Source organism: Selenomonas sputigena ATCC 35185 (assembly GCF_000208405.1).
GTDB classification, from domain to species: domain Bacteria; phylum Bacillota; class Negativicutes; order Selenomonadales; family Selenomonadaceae; genus Selenomonas; species Selenomonas sputigena.
Map to the genome: position 1 here is coordinate 1792301 of NC_015437.1, position 22886 is coordinate 1815186.

A 22886-nucleotide genomic window follows, 5' to 3' on the forward strand; every position below is an offset into this window, starting at 1 on the left:
TCCTGCTCATTCAGGGAACCGCCAATCTCATCAGCGTTTCCTTCATTTTGTTACATCATGGTATTCTACCACACTTTTCGCCTCTTCGACAAGGCTTTATGCCTCCGTACGGTCGACGGGTACGGCATGAAGCAGGAGGTCGGGATTGTTCTCCGTGATCCAGCCGAGCGCCCATTCGTTGCTCACGAGCAGCACGGGATTGCCCCGGCGGTCGCGCACAAACATGCCGCGGTCTGCGCCGCGCAGGGTTGCGGGCGTGATTTCGCGCCCATCGGCGAATGTCATCCAACGCGCGACCTCGTAGGGCTGCATCTGCAGCACGATATCGACATTGTACTCGTTCTTCAGACGGTATTCGAGCACTTCAAACTGCAGCGTGCCGACCGTGCCGACGATGTATGCGTCCGCGCCCGCGCCCTCCTGCATGAAAAGCTGGATCGCGCCCTCCTGCGTGAGCTGCTCGACGCCCTTGACGAACTGCTTGCGCTTCATCGTGTCCTTCGCCGAGACGCGTGCAAACTTCTCGGGCGGAAACACGGGAAAATCTTCGTACTTGAACTTGTGCGAGGCGTCCGTCAGCGTATCGCCGATCGAGAAGATGCCGGGATCGAAAAGCCCCACGATGTCGCCCGGAAATGCCTCGTCGATGATCTGCCGATCCTGCGCGAGGAACTGCTGCGGCTGCGCGAGCTTGATCAGCTTGCCGCTCTTTTCGTGCCAGACGCTCATGTTGCGCTCGAACGCGCCCGACACAATGCGAATGAAGGCGAGGCGATCGCGATGCGCGGGATTCATGTTCGCCTGGATCTTGAAGACGAAAGCCGAGAAGCGCTCGTCCGTCGGCTCGATGACGCCGTCGGATGAAGCGCGCGGCGCAGGCGCGGGTGCGAGTCGCAGATACTCCTCCAGAAAATTCTTGACGCCGAAATTCGTCATGGCAGAACCGAAGAACGTCGGCGTCAATTCGCCGCGATCGACCTTCCCGCGGTCGAAGTCCTCGCCCGCCGCATCGAGAAGCTCGATGTCATCGGCGAGCGTCCGGCACTCCTCTTCCGTCAGCTGCGCCATGAAAGCCTCGTCGTCAATCGAGCCGCAGACGGAGACGCGTTCCGTCTGCCCGTGGCTCGCATCGGCGGCAAAAAGCTCGACCTCGCGCTTCGCGCGATCGTAGACGCCCTTGTAATTGCCATCCGTACCGACCGGCCAATTCATCGGATAAGAGCGAATGCCCAGCACATCTTCCAGCTCCGCCATGAGGTCGAGCGGCGCCTTGCCGAAGCGGTCGAGCTTGTTGACGAAGGTGAAGATTGGAATATGGCGCTCACGGCAGACCTTGAAAAGCTTCTTCGTCTGCGCCTCGACGCCCTTCGCCACATCGAGGATCATGACGGCGCTGTCGACCGCCATCAGCGTGCGGTACGTATCCTCGCTGAAATCCTGATGCCCGGGCGTATCGAGGATGTTGATGCGGCAGCCCGCGTAGTCGAACTGCAGCACGCTCGACGTGACGGAAATGCCGCGCTGCTTCTCGATCTCCATCCAATCGGACACGGCGTGGCGCTGCGTCTTGCGCGACTTGATCGATCCTGCGAGGTGGATTGCCCCACCGTAGAGCAGGAGCTTCTCCGTCAGCGTCGTCTTGCCCGCGTCCGGGTGCGAAATGATGGCGAACGTGCGCCTTTTCTCTATTTCCTTCTTCAATTCTTCCTGCGACAAAATACATCCTCCCACACCGTTATATTTGAAAAAAGACTGCCGCAGAATCTCTGCAGCAGTCCTAAGGAATCACCGAAAACCTGTGCTTCCTTTACCTATCGTTTTGGAGGCGACACCCAGAATCGAACTGGGGAATGAGGGTTTTGCAGACCCCTGCCTTACCGCTTGGCTATGTCGCCGTATGGAGCGGAAAACGAGGCTCGAACTCGCGACCCCCACCTTGGCAAGGTGGTGCTCTACCACTGAGCTACTTCCGCATGAAGTGGCGACCCGAAGGGGACTTGAACCCCTGACCTCCGCCGTGACAGGGCGGCATTCTAACCAACTAAACTACCGGGCCATCCATCGCCTTCCGTAAGGTCGGCAACAGATACTATTATACAGAGCGATGGGGGGCTTGTCAAGGAATCTGAAAGAAATATTTCAACCTTCCGCTTCCCGTGAGTGCATAAGACAAGAGCGCACTCCCCAGAAATCGGGAAGTGCGCTCCTTCTATCTTGGGACGATGGCGAAGAATTCGCCGTCGTTCCTTTTTTTAGTTGTTGAAGATATTCCTCAGCGCCTGCTTGTTGACGTCGCGGTTGAGCTGTGCGAGGTGCTTCGTGAGCTTGATCTCCTTCGGGCAGGCCTTCTCACAGTTCTGGCTGTTGCCGCAGCTCGTGATGCCGCCCTTGCCCATGAGGGCTTCGAGGCGCTTCGGCTCGTCGAACTTGCCCATCGGATGAAGGTTGAAGAGAAGCGTCTGCACCGTAGGCGAAGGTCCGATGAAGTCGGACTGCGGGCCGACGTTCGGGCACGCCTCAAGGCAGCAGCCGCACGTCATGCAGTGCGAGATCTCGTACGTCGTCTCCGCCGTGTAAGGATTCTGCAGCGGAGCATCGGGGTTGTCCCAAGAGCCGTCGATCTCGATCCAGCCATGGATGCGCTTCAGGCTCTCGAACATGACGGAGCGATCGATGAGGAGGTCGCGGATGACGGGGAAGGTGCGTGCCGGCGCGAGCGTGATCGGCTGCTCAAGCTCGTCGATGAGCGAGCAGCAGGCCTGACGCGCCTTGCCGTTGATGACCATCATGCAGGCGCCGCAGACCTTCTCCAGGCAGTTGCACTCCCAGTTGACGGGTGCGACCGTCTTGCCGTCGACCGTCACAGGGTTCTTCTGGATCTCCATCAGAGCCGCGACGACGTTGAGGCCGGGACGATAGTCGACATCAAATTCCTGCTTGTAGGGGCTGGCGTCAGGGCCATCCTGGCGCTCTATGATGAATCTTACTTTCTTCTGTTCTGCCATTTGCTATCTCCTCCTCTTACTCTTTCTTCGCTACCGCGTAGTTACGCGCACGCGGCTTGATGAGCGAATGATCGAACTCGTCGTAGCTGACGATCGGCTCTTCCGTCTTCGGGTCGTAGTCGACGATGGAGATGCGCATGAAGTTCTTGTCGTCACGCGGCATGAAGACGAGCTCGTCGCCGTCCATCATGCGCTTGCCGTTCGCGTCGAGGGCAATCTTGGCATGAGCGCCGCGGCTCTCGTCGCGGCAGCGAGCCGCCTTCGTGATGCACATCGCGTAGAGGATCATATTGCGCAGCTGGCGCACGAACATGGCTTCCTGGTTCGCCCAATGACCGCGATCCGTCAGGCCGATGTTGTCCCAGCGCTTGAGGATTCCCTTGAGCTCCACGAGGCACTGGTCAAGGCCGTTGTTGTCGCGCTCGATGGAAACATACTTGTACATGAGATCGCCAAGCTCGTGGTGGAGTTTGTGTGCGTTCTCAGGACCGTCCATCTTGAGGATGCCTTCGAACTGGTCGACGACTTCCTGACGCGCCTTGTCAAGCTCCGCCTGCGTGAGGGCGTCGCCAAGCTCGCCGGCCTTCGCCATGCGCATGGCTTCAGGACCGGATACCGTGCCGGAGTAAGCGGCGGAAAGGAGCGAGTTCGCGCCGAGGCGGTTCGCGCCGTGGTACTGGTAGTCGCACTCGCCCGAGGCCATGAGCCCCTTGATGTTCGTGTGGTGCAGGCGATCGACCCAAATGCCGCCCATCGAATAGTGGACGGACGGGAAGATCTCCATCGGCACCTTGCGCGGATCTTTTCCGACGAAGTCCATGTAGATTTCGAGGATACCGCCGAGCTTGCGCTCCAAGTAGTGCGGATCGATGTGGGAAAGGTCGAGGTAGACGCGGTTCTCGCCGTTGATGCCCAGACCCATGTGCACGCAGACCTTGAAGATGGCGCGCGAGGCGACGTCGCGTGGCACGAGGTTGCCGTATGCCGGATACATGTCCTCAAGGAAGTACCAGGGCTTGCCGTCGCGATAGACCCAGACGCGTCCGCCTTCACCGCGGCATGCCTCGCTCATCAGACGGTTCTTGTCAGAACCCGGAATCGCCGTCGGATGAATCTGGATGAACTCGGGGTTGCCGATGTGTGCGCCCTGCTGATAGACAGCGGAAACGGCCGAGCCGTTGCAGATCGTCGAAGCCGTGCAGCGGCCGAACACCTGGCCGGGGCCGCCCGTCGCGAGGATGACGACGTCGGCGGGGAACGCCTTGATCTCCATCGAGTTCATGTTCTGCGCGACGATGCCGCGGCAGATGCCGTCCTTGTTCTTGATGATGCGGATGAATTCCCAGAACTCATACTTCTTGACGCCGCCCTTGACTTCCCAACGGCGAACCTGCTCGTCGAGCGCATAGAGGAGCTGCTGACCCGTCGTCGAGCCGGCGAAACAGGTGCGCTTGTTCTTCTGACCGCCGAAGTTGCGGAGGTCAAGGTTGCCTTCCGGCGTGCGCGTGAAGGGAACGCCCATGCGGTCGAACATCTTGATGAGCTTCGGCGCTGCCTCGACCATGCCCTTGACCGCGACCTGATCGGCGAGGAAGTCGCCGCCGTAGACCGTATCATCGAAGTGCTCGTAAACGCTGTCATGCTCGCCCTTCGAGTCCATGCAGGCGTTGATGCCGCCCTGCGCACACAGCGAGTGGGAGCGCTTCACGGGGCAGTAGGAAAACAGGTCGACTTCGCCGCCGAGCTCACAGACCTTGATGGCCGCCATGAGACCCGAGAGACCGCCGCCTACAATAATGATTTTTTTCTTTTCAGCCATGTAGGTTCTCTCCTTATCTATACATCACAAACAATCGATCAATGCATGGGAACGAAGTAGCTCACCATGAAGGCAATCGTCACGAGGCTCAGAGCCGCGCAGAGCATCATGGAGAGAAGTCCCGCCGTCTTCTGGGCGCGAGGGCCCTTGACGACGCCCCACGTCATGAGGAAGGTCGCGATGCCGTTCGTGAAATGGAAGATCGCCGCGAGCATGCCGATGAGGTAGAGGACGAAGACGATCGGGCTGCTCGTGACGTAGCTCTGGATCAGCTCGTAGGTGATCGGCGTGCCGAGGACACCCTTGACATAACAGCGCAGGTAGCCGACGTGCCATACGAGGAAGACGAGCAGGAACCATGCCGTCCAGCGCTGGAAAGCGAAGTTCCAGTTGTTGAGGTAGCCGTACTTCGTCGGGTTGTTCTTCGCCTGCATGCAGATGTAGATGCCATAGATCGCATGGAAGAGGAACGGGATGGCGACAGCGCCGATCTCAAGTCCGAGGAAGATCGGCTTCGGGATCAGCTCCATCATGGCGAGCTTGCCGTTCAGCGCTTCAGCGCCGCCCAGAGCCGAAGCATTGGTGAGGATGTGCTCCATGAGGAATCCTCCGAGTGCCAGCAAGCCGACCAGAGAATGCAGGCGGCGGGCGTAAAAAGTTGTGTTAATCATTCTATACCTCCTATAAATTCTTTGCGCCCCGCATCATGCGGGGGGCGGATTGCAGGAAGCGCCTGTTCAGCGCTTCCATGAAAGCGCCAAGGGGCGGCGCTTCCTATAACTTACGATACGGCGCCTGGCCGATCTCGTAGAAGTTATTTCCCTCGCAGTCGATGCCGACGATCGCCGGGAAGTCGACGACGGTCAGACGTGCCACAGCCTCCGGGCCGAGTTCCGGATAGGCGAGCACTTCGTACTTCTTGACGGACTTGGCGATCAGTGCCGCCGCGCCGCCGACGGCGACGAAGTACGTCACGCCGTTCTTCTTCATCGACTCGATGACCTTCGGGTCGCGCGATCCCTTGCCGATCATGCCCGTGATGCCCTGCTCAAGCATCGTCGGCGTGTAGGCGTCCATGCGGCCTGCCGTCGTCGGGCCGCACGAGCCGATCGGATCGCCGGGCTTTGCGGGCGTAGGTCCGAGGTAGTAGACGATTTCATTCTTCCATTCCACGGGGAGTTTCTCGCCGCGCGCCAGAGCCTCGCACATGACCTTGTGCGCCGCATCGCGCGCGCTGATGATCGTGCCCGTGATGAGCACGCTGTCACCCGCCTTGAGCTTCTTGGACTGCTCCACGGTGAACGGTGTTTCGATACGAATCTTTTCAGCCATTTTTCTTATCCTCCCATCCCGAGCAATTAAAGGACGCGATCCTTGTGGCGCATCGCATGACAGCAGATCGTGACGGCCACGGGCAGTCCCGCGATGTGCGTCGGGCCCCATTCGACGTTGACGGCGAGAGCCGATACGGAGCCGCCTAGCTGAGGGCCGATGCCCGTCTTGTTGATCATCTCAAGAAGCTCGCCTTCAAGCTTCGCGTACTCGGGCATGGGGTTGCGCTCGTTGATGGAGCGCACGAGCGCCTTCTTCGAATAGTAGGCCGCGCGGTCCATCGTGCCGCCGATGCCGACGCCGACGACCATAGGAGGACAGGGGTTGCAGCTTGCGTGCAGGATGATGTCGAGCACGGCCTTCTTGACGCCTTCGACACCATCCGCAGGAACGAGCATCTTGACGCCCGACTTGTTCTCGCTGCCGAAGCCCTTGGGGCCGACCGTAATCTTGAGCTTATCGCCCGGCACGATGCTCGTGTAGATGACGGCAGGCGTGTTGTTCTGCGTGTTCTTGCGGTTGAACAGCGGCTCGGCGACGACGGACTTTCTGAGATACCCTTCCGTATAGCCCTTGGCGACACCGGCGTTGACCGCCTCTTCGAGATCGCCGCCTGCGATGTGCAGATCCTGACCGATCTCAAGGAAGACGATCGTCATGCCGGTGTCCTGACAGATGGGGCGATCCTCGGCCTTGGCGATCTCCGCATTGCGGATGATCTGGTCGAGCACGTCGCGCCCTACCGGCGACTCCTCTGCCTCGCGTCCGCGCTTCAAAGCCTCGTAGACGTCGTCCGGCAGATAGTAGGCAGCCTCTTTGCACATCTCGGCAACGGCTTCCGTAATCTGTTTCGCTTCGATTGTACGCAAGATAAACCCTCCCATAAGAAATTGTAATACTCACATAGCTCCATCATATCATATTTTCATCGCACATTCAACACCGAAACCCTTGTGTTTCTTGAGTTTCTGCAGAGAAAAAGATGAATCCCGTTCGCTTTTTTGCACGTCGAAAACCGGCGAAAAAGCGAACGGAACTCTCTCCCGATATTCCTTTCGCACGCTTACCGACAAGCCTTCTGCCGTCAAGCTCTTCCCAAACGGATGAGTTCGACCTGCGGCGGCTTCCCCGCCTCAAGGTCGGCGAGCATGAAGGAAGGCCGCGCCTCATCGCGCGGGCGCGCCACGCTGCCGGGGTTGAGGACATGAACATCTCCCGCAACTTCCTGCGCCACATGCGTATGACCGTAGACGGCGATGTCCGCCTGCGCCTCCTTCGCCGCTGCCACCAGCATTTCAAGCGTCGAGCGCACGCCGTAGATGTGACCGTGCGTGAGGAAAATGCGATGCCCTGCCGCCTCGACGACGATCTCGTCGGGCGTCCTGCCGTCGGGCCAGTCCGTGTTGCCCGCGACGTTTTCCACACGCACCGCCGAGACGAGCGCGAGGTACGCCGCATCGGGAGCGCAGTCTCCCGCATGAAGCCAGAGGTCGACCTTGCCCGCACGTTCCACGGCGCGGTCGATCGCACGGCGGTCGCCGTGGCTGTCGCTCATAATGCCAATCTTCATGTGAGACGCTCCTTCATCTGCGCCGCCATGAGGCGAAGCGCCGCGCCGCGATGGCTGACCGCCTGCTTTTCAGAAACCGTCAGTTCCGCCAGCGACTTGCCGCTCGCGAGGTAGAAGTACGGGTCATAGCCGAAACCGCCCGCACCGCGAGACTCTTGACGCACGCGCCCGACGCACGTCCCTTCGGAGATAAGTTCCGTACCGTCCGCATCGTGCAGGACAAGCACGCAGCGAAAGGCGGCGGCGGATTCGACAGCACCCCTCTTTTGAAGCTCTGCCACGAGCTTCTCGTTGTTCGCCGCATCATCGTGCCGCCCTGAATAACGCGCCGAGTGAACGCCCGGCGCACCGCCCAGAACTTCGACCTCAAGCCCCGAGTCGTCGGCGAGGCACGCGCATCCCGTCCTTTCTGCATAAAAGCGCGCCTTGATGCGCGCGTTCCCCTCGAAGGTGTCTGCATCTTCGACCGCCTCAGGCAAAGAGCCGAACTCCTTGAGCGTCAGAAGCTCCACAGGGAGCTTTTGAAAAGCTGCAAGGATTTCCTTCACCTTGCCTTCATTCTTCGTAGCGACTACGATCTTCTTCATCCGATTCGCCCCACTTTCCAGACGAGCTCACCGCCGAGCGCGTCCTTTTGTCTTGCAATCAATTCGTCAACGCCCTTTTCCGCCAGCGCGAGGAGATCCGCCATCTCCCTGCGCGAGAAGGGGCGCCCCTCGCCCGTGCCCTGCACCTCGACGAAGTCGTAAGCGCCCGTCATCACGACGTTCATATCGACGAGCGCCGTGCTGTCCTCCTCGTAGCAAAGGTCGAGGATCGGCTCGCCGTCCTGTGCGAGACCAACGCTGACCGCCGCGAGGAAATCTTTGACAGGAAACGTCTTGCCCTTCTCATAGAAGCTCGCACATGCCTCTACGAGCGCGACGAAAGCGCCCGTGATCGCCGCCGTACGCGTGCCGCCGTCCGCCTCGATGACGTCACAGTCCAAGGCGATCGTGCGCTCGCCGAGCGCCGCAAGGTCGACGACGGAGCGCAGCGAGCGGCCGATGAGCCGCTGGATCTCCTGCGTGCGCCCCGACTGGCGGCCTTGGCAGGCCTCGCGCGGCGTGCGCGTCGAAGTCGCACTCGGCAAGAGCGCGTACTCCGCCTTGATCCATCCCGTGCCCGTGCCGCGCAGAAAGTACGGCACGCGATCTTCGACGGACGCAGCGCAGATGACGCGCGTGCGCCCCATCTCGATGAGCACCGAACCCGCCGGCCCCTTTTGGAAGCCGCGCATCATCTTCAAGGGACGCAGCGCATCAGCGGCACGTCCGCGTATTCTTTGCATAGCGCATGTTCCTCTCCTCTCACTTGAAAAGGGCAGGGCGTCAAGCCCTGCCCCAACTCAGTCTCAGCCTTCCTGATACTGCCGGAAGTTCTTTATGATGCAGATCGGCGTCTTCTGCGAAGCGTTGCCGAACGGGTTGTCGATGAGGAGCTTCGCGACGAGATCGCCCTTCGTGCCGTCCGTCACGCCGACGATGCGCGAGCGCTTGAGATCGTTGACGTCGGCGATGACAGCGCCGAAGCAGCCGAGCCTCTCTTTGAGCCGCGCGACAACGTCCTCCGGGTCGCGCGGCCCGTAGACGATATGCTTGTCGAAAGGCGGCATCGTGCCCGTCACATCGTCGATGAGCGCCGTCTGCTCGCCGCCCCATTTATAAAAAAGGCCGCTCTTTCCCACGATCTTGCCCAAGAATCCCGCGAAGAGCGCGGCGGCGACGCGCCACTTGCCCTCGACGTTCATCAAGGACTGCATGCCGTGCGGGCTCGCGAGGCTGCCGATGTCCGGGATGAAGCGGCAGCAGAACTGCGCGACGCGAGAAATCTTCAGATCCTCGGGGCGCACGATGCGCCCCTGCGTGATGGCGACGACGCTCTCCGCCACAGAAATCACGTCGTCCTTGCCGATCTTGCCGCGCGTATACTTCTCCACGCAGTCAATGATGTCATCCCTGTCCGTCAGAATGCGCGTGGGAACGGGCAGAATCTCTACGTTCTCTTTCATGTTCGCCCCTCCTCAATCGTCCGCCGGCGTCACGCCGACGAGCGCGGCGACCTCCGCCGCACGCACGGGAATCGTCACTTTCGAATAACGCCACGGCCGTCTGCCCGTTTCCTGGTAAATGAGTTCCGCCGGGAAATCGACCATGTGCGCGGCCGCCTCCTTGATGCTCCTGCCCTTTCGCGCCGTAAGCGTCACATACGCCTTGACGAAGATGCTTTTACCCGCTTCGATGAGCACCGCCTCGAAGTAATCGTCCTCGCGCGGTGCGCCCTCCCGCTCGGCTCTGCCGCGCACTTCAAGTCCGTCGTACTGCTCGTAGGGCACGAGCGGACGCACAAGGGCGTCCATGATCGTGCCGACCTGCTTGCCGACATTGGCAAACTCCAGCTTCGTGACGAGCGTCACGCTTTTTTCATCCTGCGCCGTTACTTCGAGGGGCGTGCGCTCCGTAAGCTTCACGACGACCTCTTCCGTACCCTCCTTGACAAAGAAGAGTTTCACCGCGATGATGCAAAGGAAAATCGCGGCGAGAACAACACCGACTGCAATATACAACTTTCAAGACCTCCCAAAGCTTCCCAGCAAACGTTCAGGTATTTCCTGCGCCCATTGGCGCATCCTCCGAGAACGCAGCATGAAGCTTTTCATAAAACTCTGCAGGCAGTTTCGTGATGCGTCCCGTCTCTCGGCTCGTGAAGACGTTCTGCGTATGGCCGAGCACGAGCAATGCGTCGTCCGCCGCGCGCCGCACCTCATAGTCGAACGCCATCTTAACCTTCGTCAGCGCCGTCGGGCGCGTGACGATGGCGAGTTCATCATCAAACTTTCCCGAGGCGACGAATTTCGCACTGACGTCGGTCAGCGGAAAGACGTAGCCCGCTTCCATCAAATCTCCGAGCGTGATGCCGAGCGCGCGCAGGAACTCGACCCTGCCGATCTCGAACCAGCGGATGTAGTTCGCATGATGCACGACACCCATGGCATCCGTGTCGTAGAAATTCACACGATGGTATGCCTTGACCTCCATGACGCTCTCCATCAGCGGAACAGGTGGCTGACCGAACGATGCTCCTGTATGCTGATGAGCACGTCGCCGATGGCATCCGCCATCGTGAGCACGACGATCTTGTCCGACTTCTTGTCACCCAAGGGGATCGTATCCGTCACGATGAGCTGCTTGAGCACCGAAGCGTTGATGCGCTCGATGGCGGGCTCGGTCAGAACCGCATGCGAACACGCAGCGTAGACCTCTTTCGCACCAAGGTTTGCAAGTGCCTTCGCCCCCTCGCAAAGAGAGCCTGCCGTGTCGACGATGTCGTCGATGAGAATTGCCGTCTTGCCCTCGACGTCGCCAATGAGGTTCATGACCTCTGCGACGCCGGGCTCCGGGCGGCGTTTCTCAATGATGGCGATCGGCGCGTGCAGGCGATCGGCGAGCTTTCTCGTGCGCGTGACGCCGCCGAGGTCAGGCGAGACGACGACGACGTTGTCGAGGCTGCGATCCTTGAGATATGAAGCGAGGACGGGCGCCGCGCCGAGGTGGTCGACGGGGATGTCGAAGAAGCCCTGGATCTGCCCCGCATGGAGGTCGACCGTCACGACGCGCGAGACGCCCGCCGTCTCCATGAGGTTCGCAACGAGCTTCGCCGAGATCGGCTCGCGCCCGCGCGTCTTGCGATCCTGGCGCGCGTAGGCGTAGTACGGCACGACGGCCGTGATGCTGTGCGCCGAAGCCCTCTTGCAGGCATCCGTCATGATGAGGAGTTCCATGAGATTGTCATTGACCGGCTGCGAGGTCGGTTGAATGATGAAGATGTCCTTGCCGCGAATGCTCTCGCTGATCATCACCTGCGTCTCGCCGTTGTTGAAATGACCGACGTATGCATCGCAAAGCGGCACGCCGATGTGCGATGCGATCTTCTTCGCGAGCTCGGGGTTGGCGTTGCCCGTCATGATGCATAGGTTGTCAAGGTTCGTCATTTTCCAGTAGCCTCCATTTCTTCTTTGCGCTTGTCCGCCCAGCCCGTGATATTCTTCTGGTGGGCGCGCGCGATGGCGAGATCGCCTGCGGGGATGTCCTTCGTGATCGTCGACCCTGCGCCGATGTAGGCGCCGTCGCCGACGCTGACGGGTGCGACGAGGTTCGAGTTGCAGCCGACGAAAGCGCCGTCGCCGACCTTCGTTCGGAACTTCCGCCTGCCGTCGTAATTGACCGTGATCGTGCCGCAGCCCATGTTGACGCCCGCACCGATGTCGGAGTCGCCGATATACGAGAGATGCGGCAGCTTCGTTCCCTCACCGACGACGGAGTTCTTGACCTCGACGAAATTGCCGATCTTGACGTGCGCGGCGATTTTCGTCGCGGGGCGAAGATGAACGTACGGGCCAAGCGTCGCACCGTCGGCGATTTCGCATTCATGCGCATAGCAGAAATGCGCCGTGACATGGGCGCCGACCTTCACGTCCTGAAAGCGCGAATTCGGGCCGATCTCGCAGCCCTCGCCGATGACCGTCGCGCCCTCAAGCCACGTGCCCGGATAGATCACGGTGTCGCGGCCGACGATGACATCGACGTCGATATAGGTCGTATCGGGATCCATGAGCGTCACGCCCTCTGCCATCAGCGCCTCATTCTTGCGGCGGCGCAGGATCTTCTCCGAGGCGGCGAGCTGGGCACGCGAGTTGACGCCGAGCGTTTCCTCGTAGTCGTCAGCCGTGGCGGCGAAGATTTTCTCGCCCTTCTTTCGGAGGATTTCCAGCACGTCAGGCAGATAGTACTCGCCCTGCGCATTGTCATTTTTGACCTCGTGCAAGGCGGCGAAAAGGTCGGGCGCTTCAAAGCAATAGATGCCCGAATTGACCTCGCGCACGGTGCGCTCCTCCTCCGTCGCGTCCTTGTGCTCGACGATTCTTTCCACCGTGCCGTCTGCGGCGCGGATGATGCGGCCATATCCCGTCGCATCGGGCATGACGGCGGTCAGAACGGTCGCCTTCGCGCCCGATGCCGCGTGTTCTTTCGCGAGCTTCTTGAGGAGCTTCCCCGTCAGGAGCGGCGTGTCGCCGCAGAGCACGAGAACCGTGCCCTTTTCCTCGTGCAGCAACGGTTCCGCCTGCAGGACGGCATGCCCCGTGCCGAGCTGCTCTTCCTGCGTGACGAAATCCGCCTCGCCCGCAAGCGCCTTTTCCACCGTCTCGCCGCCGAATCCCACGACGACGATATTGCGCACGGCACCCGCCTCCTTCGCGGCCGCGAGCACATGGGCGAGCATCGCCTTGCCGCCCGCCTTGTGCAGCACCTTGGGCAAAGACGACTTCATGCGCGTCCCCTTGCCCGCCGCCAATATGACTGTTGTCAGATCTGCCATTCGTTCAGCCTCCATTGCTCAAAGACATTTCCTCAGCATCGTTCTCAGGGAACTTTGCAGCCGATCCCTGCAGAGTTCTGAACACATCCTTTCCTGCCATCTTTTTAGATGCCGGCATTCTTCGCCGCCTCCATGCTCAGAAGAAGCGTACGCTCCGCCTTTTCCATATGGGCTTCTGCCGCCTGCTTCGCGCCCTGCACGTCGCCCTGGGCGATGGCATCGACGATCTCCCGGTGCTCCTCAAGCGTCTCCTTGAGACGACCCGGAAACGACATCGAGGCGGAACGAAAGCGCGTGAGCTGCTCGCGCAGGTTCGAGATGATGCCGACGAGACGCGTGTTGCGGCTCGCCTGATAGAGGAGGTCGTGAAAGCGCATGTCCGTTTCCACGATCTTTTCCATGTCGCCCGCCTCGATATGTCCGCCGATGGCGACGAGGAGACGCTGCAGGCTTTCCAGCTCGCTCTCCGTGATGCGCTCCGCCGCGAGGGCGCAGGCGAGCGAATCGAGCGCCGTGCGAATCTCGAAGACATCGTTGACGTCGCGGATGGAAAGGTTCGCGACGTAGGTGCCGCGCCGCGGCATCATGACGACGTAGCCTTCCAGCTCCAGCTTTCGGATCGCCTCGCGCACGGGCGTGCGGCTGACGCCGAGTTCTTCGGCGAGCTGGATTTCCATGAGCCGCTGCCCGGGCGCGAGCGTACCGCTCTTGATCGCATCGCGCAGAGCCTCGGCAACGACCTCGCGCAGAGGCTGGTAGCTGTCGAGGCGGATCGGCGCGAGCTTCATTTCCTGTCCCATCGTTTTTCCTCCCGCACAGGTATGGCGCTTCAGAACATCTGCGCCCCCTGCGTCTTTGTGCAAAAGACGGCGGCATCCGTCTCTTCGCGCAGTTTCTTCGCCAGATTCTGCGCCGCCCCCTCGCTTTCCATCAGCGCGAAGACCGTCGGCCCTGAGCCGGACATCATGGCGGCGAGTGCGCCCTGCTCCAGCATCCTTTCCTTCAGACGACGGATCTCCCCATGCTCCTCTATGGTAACACTTTCGAGCACATTGCACAACTCCCGGCAGATGCGCAAGCGGTCTCCCGCACCGATGGCGGCGAGCATCTTCTCCGTATCCGGGTGGCGCACCGCCTTCTGCGCATCGTAGCGCCCATACGCCCAAGCGGTCGAGACGTCGACGGGCGGCTTCGCCAGCACGACGGGAAAGGGCGGCAGATCGGCAAGGCGGCGCAGAATCTCGCCGCGCCCCGTCGCCAGCTGCGTGCCGCCCGCAAGGCAAAAGGGCACGTCAGAGCCGATCTCGGCTGCAAGCTTCGCAAGCGCCGCCTCATTCAGCCCCTTCTTAAAAAGATCGTTCATCCCGAGGAGCACGGCAGCAGCGTCCGCAGAACCGCCCGCAAGTCCCGCCGCCATCGGAATCGTCTTTTTCAAGCGGATCGCTATGCCGCCCTCCGACGGAAAACGGCGCAAAAAGAGCGCCGCCGCACGCCACGCGAGATTGCTCTCGTCCGCAGCGAGCGCCGCGCCTTCGACCTCCAAAGAAATGCCCTGCGCCGTCTTTTCCAGCTCGGCCTCATCCGCGAGCGCGACGGACTGCATGACCATCGCCACCTCGTGATAGCCGTCGGGACGTTTCCCCAGAATGTCAAGCGTCAGATTGATCTTCGCCCGCGCCAAAAGCTTCAGCAAAAGAAATGCACCATCCTTCCCTATATACCATCATAAATTCTATCAATTTTTTCTCTTTACAGCAAGTCTTAGAAAAAATTTTGGTAGGAATTAACCGGCAAAAGGGCGAATCAAACAAAATAGATTCTATATCTATATTTACTATACCTTGGAAAAGAGGGAATTTTATTATGGATGAAAAGTCTGCAGCACCAGAGGAGACGGAACGCATCAAAAAGGACGTGCGCTCCTCCCTCCTCATCGTCCTGCCCCTGACGCTTCTGGCATTCGCCTTTTCGCCGGGACTGCTCGCAGCCTCCACATTTGGCATAGACCTAGGACCGCTCTCTCCCGAGGAGGCGCCGCTCCTCTTTGCAGGAATCGAGCTCTCCCTCGCGCTCGCCATGCTGCTCGCGTGCAAATCCATCCTCGTGCGCGGCGTCCGCCTGCTCTTCAAATCGCCGTGCGCCGATTCACTCATCGCCGTCAGCGCCATCTCCGCCGTCATCGCGAGCCTCCTCCTCATGGTGCAGATGATGCTGACGGGAGAAGCGCTCTTTCACCAGCTTCTCTTCACGCCGCTCGGCCTCTTCCTGACCTTCACGCTCGGCGGCAAATACCTCGAAGTGCGCCTCGCCGCGCGGAAGCTCTCGCTCGACGAGGACGAGGGCGTCGTGCCGCCGGGCGCAGAGGAGATGATGGCGGAGCATGAAGCCGAGCGCCGAAGGCGCGAGGAGGAGGAACGGCGAAAGAAGGAGTCCGAGGCGCGCTACCGCGAACTCGAAGCGCTGCGCGCCGAGGAGCGCCGCCTCGCCGAACTCGAAGCGAGGCGTGCGCGAGGCGAGGTGCTGCCCGCAGAGGAAGATGAGCCTGCCGCAAGCGACGCGCCCAGGCAGGAGGAAGCGGCGAAGACGCCCGAGCACACGCCGCTGCTCGCTGTCACGGACAATGCCGCCCTGCGCTTTCTCGCCTTCGGTCTGCTGCTCGCCATCGCCGATGCTGCCCTCTGGCAGGCCATGGGACTCGATCTTCTGCAGACGGCGATCTTCTTCTTCTCCGTGCTCTTCTTCGCTTGCCCTGCCGCACTCTTCTTCGCCTCCTCGTTCACCCTGCCTGAAGCGCTGAAAAAGTGCCGCGCACAGAAGATCCTCGTGAAGAACGCCGGCGTCTTCGGCACGCTCAAGCACATCAGCGCCATCGCGCTCTCGAAGAGCGGCGGCATCACCGAAGGCAGGCCGTTCCTCGCGACCATCGTCGGCGAGGGGCTTTCCGACAGTGCGATCTTGGGACTCGCCGCGAGCGCGGAAAACGGCGTCTCCCATCCGCTCGCACGCGTCCTCGTCGCCAGCGCTGTCAGTCGGGGCGCTCGCCTCATGCGCGTTTCGGCAACGAGCAGCATCCCCGGCAAAGGCGTCGAGGCGCTGATCAACGGCAGAGCCGTGCGCCTCGGCAAGCGCGAATGGCTCGAAGAAGAAGGCGTTGCCATCAGCAATTCCCTCTTGACGCAGGGCGACCAATTCGCCTCGCGCGGCAAGATCGTCATCTATCTCGCCACGGGCAAGATCGCCAAGGGTCTCCTCGTCTTCTCCGACGAGGCACGAAGCGACATGCCGCGCACGATCCGCCTGCTGGAATCTCTGGGCGTCCAGACCGTGATGATGACGGGCGACTGCCGCACTGCGGCAAAGCGCACGGCAAAGGATGCCGGCATCTCCGTCTACCGCGCCGATCTTGCGCCCGCCGACAAGGCAAAGGAGGTGCAGATGCTTCAGGCGCACGGTCACTCTGTCGCCCTGCTCGCCGCCAAAAAGGAGGACGCGGAGGCAGCCTCGATGGCTGACGTCGTGCTCGCCATGCAGACGGGCGAGAGCGAGATCGCACCCGACATCCTCATCGCCTCAGGAGATCCCTCGCACATTCCCCAGCTCATCACTCTTTCAAGGAAGACCGTCCGCACCGTGCGCCTCGCGCTCACTCTCGCCTTCCTCGCCGCCGTCCTGGCGGCCGTCCTGCTGCATGCCTCGCTCTTCTTCCTCGGCGACCTGCGCTTTTTGCCGCTGCTCTCCGTCCTCTCCATGCTCGCGGGCATCGTCGCAGCGACGCTCGTCCCGCTCGGACTCAAGAGCTTCAAATTCGCGCCGCACACGCTCGACTACTGAGCTTCAAGGAACACGAGACATGCGAGCACAGCCTCCTCGCGGGGGCGGCTTTCTTCAACAATTTCAAGGAAACGCTGAATTTGCCTAAAATCCCTTAAAAATTACGGCGATTTCCTTATCCAAAGATTCAAATTCACCGATAAACTAATACCTTGTTTTTTGCTGTCCCTTGTTTTATAATGGACACATAAAAAATAATTATTTTCTGAAAGGAAGGGGTATCATCCTATGAGCACGGCTGTCCTATCACAATGGCAGTTTGCCATCACCTCGACGTATCATTTTCTCTTCGTCCCGCTGACGCTGGGGCTGACATTCTTCCTGGCACTTCTCGAAACCTGTCATGTCCGCACGAAGGACGCGCAGTGGAAGAAGGAAAGCCGCAAGCTGCTGCAATTCTTCAGCACGGTCTTCCTCATCAACTTCGCCATGGGTGTCGTCACGGGCATCGTACAGGAGTTCCACTTCGGCATGAACTGGTCGGAGTACGCGCGCTTCATGGGCGACATCTTCGGTGCGCCGCTCGCCTTGGAGGCACTCTCCGCCTTCTTCCTTGAGTCGACGTTCCTCGGCATCTGGATCTTCGGCTGGGATAAATTGTCACCGAAACTTCACTGCGTGACGATGTGGCTCGTCGCCATCGGCGGCAACCTCTCGGCGCTCTGGATCATCGTCGCCAACTCCTTCATGCAGCATCCGACAGGCTATGCCATCGAAGGCGGCCGCGCCGTCATGACGGACTTCGGCGCTCTCCTCTCGAATCACTACGTCATCGGCGAGATCACGCATACGTTCTTCGCGGGCATGTCGACGGCGGGCGTCCTGCTCGCAGCGATCACCGCCTATAAGATCCTGCAGGGAGGCCCTGCCGCCGACCTCTTCCAGAAAGCCATGAAGGGCATCCTCGCCTTCACGCTCATCGGCCTTCTTGGCGTCGCGGGCGCCGGCCACATGCACGCCCAGTACCTGAAGGAAGTCCAGCCCATGAAGCTCTCCGCCATGGAGGCTCTGTGGGAGACGGAAGATCCCGCACCGTTCGCCGCCTTCGCCATCATCAACGAGGACAAGATGCAGAACGACTTCGAGATCACGATTCCTGCGATGTTCTCCTTCATGGTCTACAATAAGCCTGCCGGCGAAATCAAGGGCATCCGCGACCTGCAGGAAGAAGCCGTCCAAATGTACGGCTCGGATAACTACGTGCCGAACGTCACGGCGCTCTTCTGGGCGTTCCGCATCATGGTCGGCGCGGGCGGCCTCATGATTCTCATCACGGGCGCAGCGCTCCTCCTCGCGATGCGCGGCAAGCTCGCGGACAAGCGCTGCATGCTCAAGGTGCTGCTCTACAGTCTGCCGCTTCCCTTCATCGCCAACTCCGTCGGCTGGTTCGTGACCGAATCGGGACGTCAGCCTTGGATCGTCGTCGGCCTGCAGAAGACGGTCGACGCCGTCTCCCCGAACCTCACTGCAACGGATATATGGCTGACGATCATCGGCTTCACGCTCATCTATCTCGTGCTCATCGTCTTCGCCCTCGGCGTTGCGATCCGCTTCATCAAGACCAGTCCTTCGCCGGAAAGGGGTGCAGCATAATGGATTTGAACATCTTATGGTTTGTCCTGATCGTCGTGCTCTTCACGGGCTTCTTCTTCCTTGAGGGCTTCGACTACGGCGTCGGCATGCTGCTGCCCTTCGTCGGCAAGACCGACGAGGAGCGCCGCATCACGCTGCGCACGATCCTGCCCGTATGGGACGGCAACGAAGTCTGGATGATCACGGCGGGCGGCGCGAGCTTCGCGGCCTTCCCGCACCTTTACGCGACGATGTTCAGCACGTTCTACCTCGCGCTCTTCTTGATGCTCGTCGCGCTCATCCTGCGCGGCGTCGCCTTCGAACTGCGCGGTCACAAGGACTCCGCCGTCTGGCGCAGCGGCTGGGACAAGTGCATCGTCTTCGGCAGCGTCGTTCCCGCCTTCCTCTGGGGCGTCGCCGTGACCGACCTCATCGCAGGCCTTGCCATCGACGCGAACATGACGTACACGGGCGGCTTCTTCGGTCTGCTCTCGCCCTATTCCATCGTCGGCGGCCTCGCCTTCGTCTTCGTCTTCGCCTTCCACGGCGCGGCATTTTTGACGATGCGCCTCGCCGACCGCCACCTCATCATGCGCGTGCAGGACGTGGCGAAAAAGGCCGGCGCTCTCGCCGTCGTCTTCTTCGTCCTCTGCATGGGACTCACCTACGTCTATACCGACCTCTACGCGAATCCCTTCGCTGCGGGCGCTCTCGTCCTCGCCGCCGTCGTCTTCCTCGCTTCCTATGCGAATGTGATCAACAAGGCCTCGACGAAGGGCTTCGTCTGCAGCGGCCTCGCCGTCGCCCTGACGGTCGTCGCCTTCTTCCTCGGGCTCTTCCCGCGCCTCATGGTGTCGAGCCTTTCGCCCGAGTACAGCCTGACGATCTACAATGCGTCCTCGACGCCCTACACGCTGTCGATCATGACGATCGCTGCCGGCTGCCTCGTCCCGATCATACTCTGCTATCAGATCTGGACGTACTACATCTTCCGCAAGCGCGTGACGGCTGCCGACGCCAACCACCACGGCTATTGAGCAGCACATGAAGAACAGTCTGCTCTTCCTCACGCTCAAGGAAAAAAAGCATATCGTCCTCTGCCGCGCCTTGCTCGAAGCGCTCTCGGGCGTCTCCGTCATCGCCGCGGCATGGCAGACGGCTTCCGTCGTCAACAAGGTCTTCCTCCATGGCGCGGGAATGCACGAAACAGCATCAGATTTTCTGGTGCTGTTTTTGTGCGTCCTGGGCGCGGCTCTCCTGCGTCTGCCCAAAAGCAGCCTGGAAGACCGTCTGTCCGAGCACATGCGCCTCTTCTGCCGCAAGACGCTGCATCGTGCGCTTCTTGCCGAGGGGCGCGATACGCACGGCGTCCTGACCCTGGCGTTAGAACGCGTGGATGCACTTGAGCCGTGGTTTCATACCGTCGTTCCGACGGCCATATCGTTCGCCGTGCTCGTGCCCTTCATCCTCGCAGTCAGCGCCGTCTTCGATCCGCTCTCGGCATTGCTCTTTCTTGCGACGCTCCCCATCGCGCCCTTCTTGCTCATGCTCATCGGCAAGGCGACGCGTCGCGCGAGCGAGCGCCAGTGGTCGAAGATGGAGGCTCTGACCGCGGGCTTCGGCGAGATGATCCGCGCGGCGATGACCTTGAAACTCTTTCGCCGCACGGAATCTGAAGGTGCACATCTAAGGGCAAGCAGCCGCTCCTTTTCCGAAGCATCGCTCGCCGTCCTGCGCCTCGCCTTCGTCTCCTCCTTCGCGCTCGAACTCATCACGACGCTCTCGATCGCACTGATTGCCGTATCGATCGGCCTCAGGCTCATCGACGGACAGATCGGCTTTCCTACGGCATTCTTCGTGCTGATTCTCGCGCCGCTCTTCTACCAGCCGCTCAGAGAAGGCGGCATCGCCTTTCACGCCGCCATGGACGCGCACACGGCAGCAAAGGCGCTTGAGCCGTGGCTCGCCGCTCCCCTCGACAGCGAAGACGGCAGGAGCGATCAGATTCTCGTGCCGCCGCGCCTCCTTGCCGAAAAACTTTCCTATCGCTATCCGCTGACGCAAGAAGCCGTCCTCCAAGGACTCGATCTCAACTTTCGCGCGGGCAAGAAGACCGCGCTCATCGGCGCGAGCGGTGCGGGCAAGACGACCCTGCTCAATCTTCTCGCCGGTCTTCTCACGCCGACCGAAGGAACGATCGTCCTGCAGGACGGCGCAGGCGACGGAAAGTCTTACGACCTCGCGCATCTTTCGCCTGCCTCGCGCCGCGCGCTCATCACCTATGTGCCGCAGGAAACGCATGTATTCAACGCGACGCTCGCCGAAAACATCAGCCTGTGGCAGGATGGCGCGACGAAAAGCGCCCTGAGCGCTGCCCTTGAGCAGGCGGCGCTCGGCGGCTTCCTGGCAGCACTTCCCCACGGGCTTGCCACGCCGCTCGGCGCGGGCGGACATCCGCTGTCCGCCGGCGAGAGGAGACGTCTCGGCCTTGCGCGCGCCTTCTTCCAAGCTCGCCCCCTCGTCATCCTCGACGAAATCACGGCAGGGCTCGACGAGGAGACGGAAAAGGCGGTTCTCGCCGCCCTCGACGATTTCTCTCGCCGCCGCACCTTGATCCTCGCCTCGCATCGTCCCGCGCTCATCGCTTGGGCCGATCATATCATCGACATAGGAGGTGACGCCGAATGACGGAAATCCTGCATCTCATGCGCCTCGCTTCTCCTGCCAAAGGACTGCCCGCGCTTCTCGCGGCATTCTTCGCCGCCCTCTCGGGTATCGCGCTCATCGGCGCCGCCGCGTGGATCATCGCGAGCGCCGCACTCGCGCCGCCTCTCTCGGCGCTGACGCTCGGCATCACCTGCGTGCGTGCCGCAGGCGTCGCGCGCGCCGTCTTCCGCTACCTCGACCGCCTTCTCTCGCACCGTCTCGCCTTCGCCTGCTACGAAAAGCTGCAGCTTCTGACCTACCGTCAAGCGGCAGAAAAGCTGCCGCTCAAGGAGGGCACAATGCGCGAGGGCGAATTCCTGCACGACCTTCTGACGGGCTGCGAGACGCTGCGAAACTTCTACCTGCGCACCGTGCCGCCGCCGCTCCTCGCGGGACTCGTCGCGTTCTTCACCGCTGTCGCGCTCCTGCCTCTTTCCACACTCGCAGCGCTCCTCGTCGCGGCGCTTTACCTGCTGCACCTCGCCCTGCCCCTCTTGCTCAAGGAGGAAAGCCTGCGCGAGGAAAGCGCCGCCTATCGGGACACGCTCCTCGATCTCATCGACGGGCGCACCGAACTTCATCAGGCGGGCGCACTTCCCCATGCCCGGCAGATGCTCGACGACGCTGCCAAAACCTTTCAGGAAAAGCAGTCGGAAAAGCGCCAAAAGCGCGAGCGCCTGTTCACGCTGCTCGACGCCTCGCGCGTCAGTCTCTGGGTTGGGCTGCTGCTGCTCCTCCTGCCTCATGCGCAGGCCGGCGAGATCAGCGGCATCGAATATGCCGTCTGGGCGCTCGCCCTTGAGGCCGCCCTCGCCGAATACCGCGCTCTTCCCGCCGCCGTTCTCGGCGCCTCGGCCGCCCGACAAGCGGCACAGAATATCCTGCCCTCGAAAGGCCAGACGCAGCCGGAAGCAGCTCCAATGAAAGAAATGGCGACAAGAAAGCCGCCCATGCCGGCGCTTCCCGCCGCCGACAGCGCCGTCCCCTTCTTGGAAGCACGAAACATCAGCTTCGCCTATCAAGCGGGACTGCCCGTCCTCGAAAACCTCACCTTCTGCATCCGACGCGGCGAGCACACGGCGATCATCGGCGAGAGCGGCGCGGGCAAGACGACGCTCGCGAGCCTTCTCCTGCGCCTCTGGGACGTCGACAGCGGCACGATTTTCTACAGCGGCGTATCCCATACTTCTCTGACGGCGGACGCAGTGCGCTCCCTCTTCGGCGTCTCCTTGCAGGGCAGCTATCTCTTCAGCGCGTCGGTGCGCGACAACTTCCTGCGTCTGCACGAAAGCATCACGGAAGATACGATGTGGCAATCGCTCGAAACGGCACAGCTCGCCGACGTCGTGCGCTCCCTGCCGCAAGGACTCGACGAACCGCTCGGCGAAAACGCCTCGCGCCTATCAGGCGGCCAGAGAAGCCGTCTCTTAACGGCGCTGGCGCTCGCCGCAGACGCTCCCCTGCTGCTGCTCGACGAGCCGACGGCAGGCCTCGACGCCGCACGCGGCGCAAAACTCATCGCCGCCGTACTCGAAACCCTCGACAAAAGGGGCGGCACGCTGATCGTCATCACCCACGACCTGCCGCTCCTCAGCCGCATGAAACAGGTTATTTCGCTCTGAAGAGTACGGATAAT

Annotated in this window: 21 protein-coding genes and 3 tRNA genes; 5 read left to right on the plus strand and 19 right to left on the minus strand. The window is 61.2% G+C overall.

Features of this window, described 5'->3' with window-relative positions:
• Positions 1-96: 96 nt before the first annotated feature.
• The 19 genes from SELSP_RS08210 to ispE all read right to left on the minus strand — a co-directional run bounded on the left by SELSP_RS08210 (position 97) and on the right by ispE (position 14834).
• On the minus strand, positions 97-1716 hold the full coding sequence (locus SELSP_RS08210) for a peptide chain release factor 3 (RefSeq protein WP_006191403.1): 1620 nt from the start codon (positions 1714-1716) through the stop codon (positions 97-99).
• A 104-nt stretch (positions 1717-1820) separates the two neighbouring features.
• A tRNA-Cys gene (locus SELSP_RS08215) sits at positions 1821-1895 on the minus strand.
• Between the two features lie 3 nt (positions 1896-1898).
• Positions 1899-1973: transfer RNA gene (locus SELSP_RS08220), tRNA-Gly, on the minus strand.
• A gap of 6 nt (positions 1974-1979) precedes the next feature.
• Positions 1980-2056: transfer RNA gene (locus SELSP_RS08225), tRNA-Asp, on the minus strand.
• A gap of 196 nt (positions 2057-2252) precedes the next feature.
• Complete coding sequence (sdhB, locus tag SELSP_RS08230) at positions 2253-3005, minus strand: succinate dehydrogenase iron-sulfur subunit (RefSeq protein ID WP_006191401.1); 753 nt, start codon at positions 3003-3005, stop codon at positions 2253-2255.
• Between the two features lie 16 nt (positions 3006-3021).
• Positions 3022-4824, minus strand: coding sequence for a succinate dehydrogenase flavoprotein subunit (gene sdhA / locus SELSP_RS08235; protein ID WP_006191400.1), 1803 nt, complete (start codon positions 4822-4824; stop codon positions 3022-3024).
• 38 nt (positions 4825-4862) lie between these two features.
• On the minus strand, positions 4863-5495 hold the full coding sequence (locus SELSP_RS08240) for a succinate dehydrogenase (protein WP_006191399.1): 633 nt from the start codon (positions 5493-5495) through the stop codon (positions 4863-4865).
• A gap of 103 nt (positions 5496-5598) precedes the next feature.
• Complete coding sequence (locus SELSP_RS08245) at positions 5599-6156, minus strand: Fe-S-containing hydro-lyase (RefSeq protein WP_006191398.1); 558 nt, start codon at positions 6154-6156, stop codon at positions 5599-5601.
• 26 nt (positions 6157-6182) lie between these two features.
• Positions 6183-7025, minus strand: a complete 843-nt coding sequence (locus tag SELSP_RS08250) for a fumarate hydratase (protein WP_013740917.1) — start codon at positions 7023-7025, stop codon at positions 6183-6185.
• A 215-nt stretch (positions 7026-7240) separates the two neighbouring features.
• Positions 7241-7726: a metallophosphoesterase gene (locus tag SELSP_RS08255; RefSeq protein ID WP_006191395.1), complete on the minus strand. Its 486-nt coding sequence runs from the start codon at positions 7724-7726 to the stop codon at positions 7241-7243.
• The gene (rdgB, locus tag SELSP_RS08260) at positions 7723-8313 is read right to left on the minus strand and encodes an RdgB/HAM1 family non-canonical purine NTP pyrophosphatase (protein WP_006191394.1); all 591 of its coding nucleotides are present in this window, start codon (positions 8311-8313) and stop codon (positions 7723-7725) included. The genes SELSP_RS08255 and rdgB overlap by 4 nt, the downstream gene beginning before the upstream one ends.
• Positions 8310-9056 carry a ribonuclease PH gene (rph, locus tag SELSP_RS08265; protein WP_006191393.1) on the minus strand — a complete coding sequence of 249 codons (747 nt, stop codon included), beginning with the start codon at positions 9054-9056 and terminating at the stop codon, positions 8310-8312. Before rph ends, rdgB begins: the two co-directional genes overlap by 4 nt.
• Positions 9057-9119: 63 nt before the next feature.
• Positions 9120-9776 (minus strand): coenzyme F420-0:L-glutamate ligase, encoded by a 657-nt coding sequence (locus tag SELSP_RS08270; protein WP_006191392.1) that lies wholly within the window; start codon positions 9774-9776, stop codon positions 9120-9122.
• 12 nt (positions 9777-9788) lie between these two features.
• The gene (locus tag SELSP_RS08275) at positions 9789-10331 is read right to left on the minus strand and encodes a hypothetical protein (RefSeq protein ID WP_006191391.1); all 543 of its coding nucleotides are present in this window, start codon (positions 10329-10331) and stop codon (positions 9789-9791) included.
• 34 nt (positions 10332-10365) lie between these two features.
• Positions 10366-10803, minus strand: a complete 438-nt coding sequence (locus tag SELSP_RS08280) for an acyl-CoA thioesterase (RefSeq protein ID WP_013740918.1) — start codon at positions 10801-10803, stop codon at positions 10366-10368.
• An 11-nt stretch (positions 10804-10814) separates the two neighbouring features.
• Positions 10815-11756: a ribose-phosphate diphosphokinase gene (locus SELSP_RS08285; RefSeq protein WP_006191389.1), complete on the minus strand. Its 942-nt coding sequence runs from the start codon at positions 11754-11756 to the stop codon at positions 10815-10817.
• The gene (glmU, locus tag SELSP_RS08290) at positions 11753-13141 is read right to left on the minus strand and encodes a bifunctional UDP-N-acetylglucosamine diphosphorylase/glucosamine-1-phosphate N-acetyltransferase GlmU (RefSeq protein ID WP_013740919.1); all 1389 of its coding nucleotides are present in this window, start codon (positions 13139-13141) and stop codon (positions 11753-11755) included. Before glmU ends, SELSP_RS08285 begins: the two co-directional genes overlap by 4 nt.
• Before the next feature lie 104 nt (positions 13142-13245).
• Positions 13246-13941 (minus strand): GntR family transcriptional regulator, encoded by a 696-nt coding sequence (locus SELSP_RS08295; protein WP_006191387.1) that lies wholly within the window; start codon positions 13939-13941, stop codon positions 13246-13248.
• Positions 13942-13970: 29 nt separating this feature from the next.
• Entirely contained in the window at positions 13971-14834 is an 864-nt protein-coding gene (ispE, locus tag SELSP_RS08300) for a 4-(cytidine 5'-diphospho)-2-C-methyl-D-erythritol kinase (protein ID WP_006191386.1), read from the minus strand.
• 170 nt (positions 14835-15004) lie between these two features.
• On the opposite strand from ispE, the gene SELSP_RS08305 reads away from it, so the two are divergent.
• From SELSP_RS08305 to SELSP_RS08325, 5 genes are all read left to right on the plus strand, one after another.
• A complete protein-coding gene (locus tag SELSP_RS08305) occupies positions 15005-16972 on the plus strand; it encodes an HAD-IC family P-type ATPase (protein ID WP_013740921.1) in 1968 nt (655 codons plus the stop codon).
• A gap of 228 nt (positions 16973-17200) precedes the next feature.
• Positions 17201-18565 (plus strand): cytochrome ubiquinol oxidase subunit I, encoded by a 1365-nt coding sequence (locus SELSP_RS08310; RefSeq protein ID WP_006191384.1) that lies wholly within the window; start codon positions 17201-17203, stop codon positions 18563-18565.
• On the plus strand, positions 18565-19581 hold the full coding sequence (gene cydB / locus SELSP_RS08315; RefSeq protein WP_006191383.1) for a cytochrome d ubiquinol oxidase subunit II: 1017 nt from the start codon (positions 18565-18567) through the stop codon (positions 19579-19581). Before SELSP_RS08310 ends, cydB begins: the two co-directional genes overlap by 1 nt.
• A 7-nt stretch (positions 19582-19588) precedes the next feature.
• Positions 19589-21232 (plus strand): thiol reductant ABC exporter subunit CydD, encoded by a 1644-nt coding sequence (gene cydD, locus SELSP_RS08320; protein ID WP_006191382.1) that lies wholly within the window; start codon positions 19589-19591, stop codon positions 21230-21232.
• Positions 21229-22872, plus strand: a complete 1644-nt coding sequence (locus tag SELSP_RS08325) for an ATP-binding cassette domain-containing protein (protein WP_006191381.1) — start codon at positions 21229-21231, stop codon at positions 22870-22872. Before cydD ends, SELSP_RS08325 begins: the two co-directional genes overlap by 4 nt.
• Positions 22873-22886: the final 14 nt, after the last annotated feature.

Coding starts and splice junctions, on each gene's coding strand:
- sdhB (WP_006191401.1), bottom strand. CDS start 3,005: ATGGCAGAACAGAAGAAAGTAAGATTCATCATAGAGCGCCAGGATGGC.
- sdhA (WP_006191400.1), bottom strand. CDS start 4,824: ATGGCTGAAAAGAAAAAAATCATTATTGTAGGCGGCGGTCTCTCGGGT.
- SELSP_RS08240 (WP_006191399.1), bottom strand. CDS start 5,495: ATGATTAACACAACTTTTTACGCCCGCCGCCTGCATTCTCTGGTCGGC.
- SELSP_RS08245 (WP_006191398.1), bottom strand. CDS start 6,156: ATGGCTGAAAAGATTCGTATCGAAACACCGTTCACCGTGGAGCAGTCC.
- SELSP_RS08255 (WP_006191395.1), bottom strand. CDS start 7,726: ATGAAGATTGGCATTATGAGCGACAGCCACGGCGACCGCCGTGCGATC.
- rdgB (WP_006191394.1), bottom strand. CDS start 8,313: ATGAAGAAGATCGTAGTCGCTACGAAGAATGAAGGCAAGGTGAAGGAA.
- rph (WP_006191393.1), bottom strand. CDS start 9,056: ATGCAAAGAATACGCGGACGTGCCGCTGATGCGCTGCGTCCCTTGAAG.
- SELSP_RS08270 (WP_006191392.1), bottom strand. CDS start 9,776: ATGAAAGAGAACGTAGAGATTCTGCCCGTTCCCACGCGCATTCTGACG.
- SELSP_RS08280 (WP_013740918.1), bottom strand. CDS start 10,803: ATGGAGGTCAAGGCATACCATCGTGTGAATTTCTACGACACGGATGCC.
- SELSP_RS08285 (WP_006191389.1), bottom strand. CDS start 11,756: ATGACGAACCTTGACAACCTATGCATCATGACGGGCAACGCCAACCCC.
- glmU (WP_013740919.1), bottom strand. CDS start 13,141: ATGGCAGATCTGACAACAGTCATATTGGCGGCGGGCAAGGGGACGCGC.
- SELSP_RS08295 (WP_006191387.1), bottom strand. CDS start 13,941: ATGGGACAGGAAATGAAGCTCGCGCCGATCCGCCTCGACAGCTACCAG.
- SELSP_RS08305 (WP_013740921.1), top strand. CDS start 15,005: ATGGATGAAAAGTCTGCAGCACCAGAGGAGACGGAACGCATCAAAAAG.
- SELSP_RS08310 (WP_006191384.1), top strand. CDS start 17,201: ATGAGCACGGCTGTCCTATCACAATGGCAGTTTGCCATCACCTCGACG.
- cydB (WP_006191383.1), top strand. CDS start 18,565: ATGGATTTGAACATCTTATGGTTTGTCCTGATCGTCGTGCTCTTCACG.
- cydD (WP_006191382.1), top strand. CDS start 19,589: ATGAAGAACAGTCTGCTCTTCCTCACGCTCAAGGAAAAAAAGCATATC.
- SELSP_RS08325 (WP_006191381.1), top strand. CDS start 21,229: ATGACGGAAATCCTGCATCTCATGCGCCTCGCTTCTCCTGCCAAAGGA.